At 65.2% G+C, this 1478-nt stretch carries 2 protein-coding genes; both read left to right on the top strand.

Features of this window, described 5'->3' with window-relative positions; genetic code table 11:
• On the top strand, positions 1–578 hold a 578-nt coding region (locus DBR23_RS07155; protein WP_108497784.1), incomplete at its 5' end, for a sigma factor-like helix-turn-helix DNA-binding protein.
• A gap of 216 nt (positions 579–794) precedes the next feature.
• A complete protein-coding gene (locus DBR23_RS07150; protein WP_108497783.1) occupies positions 795–1250 on the top strand; it encodes a carboxymuconolactone decarboxylase family protein in 456 nt (151 codons plus the stop codon).
• Positions 1251–1478 lie beyond the last annotated feature (228 nt).

Here is a 1478-nt window from a genome sequence, read left to right as displayed (position 1 = left end):
CGGGTGAGCTGTCGGTGGCGTTCATGTATGTGCTGGAGCGGCTGGGGCCGGAGGAGCGCGCGGCCTTTTTGCTGCGCCAGGTGTTCGACTACGACTACCCCGAGATCGCCGCCCAGCTGGGCAAGACCGAGGCCAGCTGCCGCCAGATGGTGCACCGCGCCAGCGAGCGCGTGCAGCAGGCGCGCACCCGCTTTGAGGTGCCGCAGGCCGTGCACCACCAGTTGCTGCAGCGCTTCATGAAAGCCGCCCAGAGTGGCGACCGCCATGCCATCGAGGCACTGTTGAGCGAAGACGCCCAGCTCATCGGCGATGGCGGTGGCATCGTGCCCTCGTTTCCCAAGCCGCTGGTGGGGCCGTTTCGCATCACCAACCTGTACTGGGCGGTGTTCCGGCGCCTGGGCGCGCAGGTGGTGTACCGCATGGCGCTCATCAACGGCGAGCCGGGCCTGCTGCGCTATGTGGGCGGGCGCATCGAGTCGGCCCAGGCGTTTGTGACCGATGGCGAGCGCATCGTGGCCATCTACGCTGTGCGCAACCCGGACAAGCTGGCCGGCATCCCGGCCATGCTGCCGCTGTAAAGACACGGGCATGGCGCCGTCCGCGCAGATCATCACGCGGGCACCTCCGGCGAGTGCGCCAGGGCAGAAAAAACGCAGGCCACCTGTCACAACCTGGCACGGTGCAGCGTCTTGAAGGGTATGGAAGACGGCAGTGTGGCCACACGGTAGCAAGGCCACACACGAGCGCCGTCTTTCACCACCGTTATCAACACCCTTTCACACCAGGAGTTTTCCATGTCGCAACACAGTGCCCGCCTGCCCTACCACCAACTGTCGTCCAAGGCCTTCATGGGCCTGGTCAACGTCTCTGAAACCATCAAGAAAGGCCCGCTGGGCACCCGGCTGGCCGAGCTGGTATTCCTGCGCATCTCGCAGATCAACGGCTGCGCCTACTGCATGGACATGCACTGGAGCGCGCTCGTCAAGGACGGCGCCGATCCGCGCCACCTCAACGCTGTGGCTGGCTGGCGCGAGGCACCGTTCTTCAGCGAACGCGAACGCGCCGCCTTCCGCTGGGCCGAGATCATCACCGCCACGCCCCACAGCGACGCAAGCGATGACGAATACGCCAAGCTGAAGGCCCTGTTCTCCGACGCCGAGATTTCCGACCTGGGCTTTGCCATCGCCATCATCAACGCCTGGAACCTGCTGAACGCGGGCATGCGCGCACCGATCCCACAGGCCGGCTGAACGCTGGCCGATGAGGGGTACAGGCCGGTGAAGGGGACATCGGCCCGTGGGGCCCGCTGCGGGCGCCATGTACCAGAAATTCGCGTCGAAATGGCCGATAGCGCTAGTGATTCATGCCTCTTTTGCTATCAATAATGAAGCACAAGGCACCCGACACATGGCCGCGGGTGTAGCCTGCCTGACAGACCCAGCCACCGCCCCGCCCTACAGTGGTGTCTTCCCACCCAC

The sequence above is a fragment of the Acidovorax sp. HMWF018 genome, from assembly GCF_003061035.1.
Lineage (GTDB): Bacteria > Pseudomonadota > Gammaproteobacteria > Burkholderiales > Burkholderiaceae_C > Acidovorax > Acidovorax delafieldii.
Note: the sequence above shows the minus strand (reverse complement) of the source record. Positions and strands in the feature narration are given on the sequence as shown.

Excerpts from the sequence above, each read along its gene's own strand:
- DBR23_RS07150 (WP_108497783.1), top strand. The coding sequence starts at position 795 with ATGTCGCAACACAGTGCCCGCCTGCCCTACCACCAACTGTCGTCCAAG.